Source organism: Bacteroidota bacterium, assembly GCA_030706565.1.
In the GTDB taxonomy this organism is placed as follows: Bacteria; Bacteroidota; Bacteroidia; order Bacteroidales; family JAUZOH01; genus JAUZOH01.
Map to the genome: position 1 here is coordinate 1 of JAUZOH010000497.1, position 2,599 is coordinate 2,599.

Below are 2,599 nucleotides of genomic sequence, written 5' to 3' on the forward strand. Positions count from 1 at the left end.
AACGCGCATTCCCTGCCTGTTTTAGTGACTATTTGTTTTTTTTCCGGAATTCTGAGGTTGATGGGATTTTTTGAATGTATGTCGACTATCCAATTAAAAATTACGGCTACCCGCGATTTTGCAAAGTTTTTTCCCGTGGTTTACCTATTGGTGTTGGGCTCAATTCAGCTTTCCGGGATTCTGGGCGGGTATATTTCCTATTATTTCTCCTGGGAATATATGAATTTGCTGGCAATTGGCATGTTGTCATTGGTGGTGGTCAGTGTGATGTTATTACTCCGTCATTTCCGTTTCGCAACCCCGCAACCTTTAAACGGTATTGATTGGTTGGGCGCGTTTTTATGGAGCCTGTTTATCATGCTGATTATTTTTGTTTTAATTTATGGGGAACATTATGATTGGCTCAGTTCAAAGTATATCTTCATGGCAATTATCAGCTCTGTTGTTGTCTTTGTCATGATTTTATGGAGAGGCAGGTATGTGAAACATCCGTTTATTGACCTTCATGTTTTAAAACAACGGCATTTTCATACGATTTCATTGCTGTTTACAGCCATGTGCTTGCTGCTGGCTACACCCAATATTTTGCAGAACACTTTTACTGATGCTATTTTGCATTATGATACCCTGACCACCATGTCTTTAAATTGGGCCGTATTGGCCGGAATTGTCGGAGGTGCAATTTTTTCATACCTGGCGTTGGTAAAGTGGGACTGCGGTTATAAATTGGTAACGGGCATAGGTTTCTTATTTATTGTCTGTTATATTGTGGCTATGTATTTCCTTATTTCTCCGGCAACCAGCAAGGAATTGCTTTACCTGCCTTTATTCTTCAGGGGGGCGGGAAATGTTGTCATTTATGTAGTACTGACAGTTTATGCAGCCCGTACAATTCCGTTTATGCCATTCTTCCAGGCACTTACTATCCTGGGTTTTGTGCGTACCTGTATTGGAACGCCCCTGGGAACGGCCATTATAGGAAGGGCTTTTACAATTTGCACAAAACGCAATATGATGGACCTCGGATCTGAACTGGATTTACAGAATCCTTTGGTATATTCAAATTCCTTCGATAAGATTGTGAATGAACTTACCCGCCAGTCTCTTCTGGTTTCTATCAAGGAAATTTTCGGCTATGTGGCAATTGCCGGAATTTTTATTTTGCTTCTGACACTGATGAACCGATATAAAAGTTTGTTGAAGTTTAAAATGCCTCGATGGGAATAATGTTGTTGAAAATTGTTTTGTATCAAGAGTTATGCTTTTTTATTTTTCTGTTTAGTTTTGAAATCTATATTCATTGGGTGAAAAACCAACTCCTAAATTTACAGCATACCAGGGATTTGATGCATTGTTTCATAGTGTTGAAGGCTATATTTCCAACGTTGTAAATCCGGTGAGTGATATGTTTGCCATTACAGCTATTGAAAACATAAGCCATAATTTGGCAAAGGCTGTAAATAAGGGAAATGATCTCGAAGCAAGGGAAAAGGTTGCCTTGGGCAATACACTTTCCGGAGTGGTTGAAAGTATAGGCTCCTGCACCAGCGAACATTCATTGGAACATGCCATGTCGGCATTTCATCAGAACATGCCTCATGGAGCAGGACTTATCATGATCAGTAAGGCCTATTTCACTCATTTTGTCAACAAACAAGTTTGTGACGACCGTTTTATCAGGATGGCAAAGGCAATGGGAATGGAAGATGCGAAAGACCCGATGGATTTTATTACCATGCTGGTGAAATTACAGGATGAATGCGGAGTTGCTGATCTTAAAATGTCTGATTTCGGGATCAAATCTGATGAATTTGAGGCTCTTGCCAAAAATGCCAAAGAAACCATGGGCGGCTTGTTCCTTTGCGACAGAAGCCCACTGGGCATTGAGGATTGTGTTGCCATCTATCAGGCTTCTTATAAATAATTTAATAACAAACAGATATATGATGAAATCGCGGATTTTGTCATATATCTGAATTAATTTAAGTTTCGCAACAAAATATTTTCCTGGATGGAATAAAATTTAAAGTCTGTGATTATTGTCAATCAACCCCACACCCTTAAGAAAGGGCTAAAACAGGCCGGTGATTCATTAAAAAGTTCCAGGATATTCCTGCGCGAAGCGTTTAAAACAAATCCTTTGTGGTTAAAAGTATTTTTTGCGTCTCTGCGCCTTGGCGTGAAACGCATTTCTCGCAAATGACGCCAAGTCGCCAAGTTTTAAGGCAAAGAACAGCACATCTTCGGGGACCTCATATTAACCAGTGTTTCTCAATTTAATGATATTCTCTTACGCTGAATTGCACTCAGTATTAATATGAAGCAGTATCCCGTTATAACTTTTTTGCTGCTTGATAAACTGAAATTATAAATTCTCCCCAAAGCATTTCAATTAATCATTGGTTTATTATCTTTATTCCCTTTATGATTAATAATGACCGATTATGAAACAATTACTCTGTTACAGAAAATTAACTTCAATAATATTTTTGCTTATATGTTACACTTTGGGGCATACTCAAAGCAAGGAAAATATTGAAGGAAAACAGCTTTTTGATTACAATTGGAAATTTCACCTTGGTGATATTCCGACTGCAAA

Annotated in this window: 1 protein-coding gene and 1 pseudogene; both read left to right on the forward strand. The window is 38.6% G+C overall.

Annotated features, from left to right (window positions below; genetic code table 11):
- On the forward strand, positions 1–1,227 hold a 1,227-nt coding region (locus Q8907_16025), incomplete at its 5' end, for a hypothetical protein (protein ID MDP4275777.1).
- Between the two features lie 91 nt (positions 1,228–1,318).
- A pseudogene (locus Q8907_16030) lies at positions 1,319–1,924 on the forward strand (iron-containing alcohol dehydrogenase).
- Positions 1,925–2,599 lie beyond the last annotated feature (675 nt).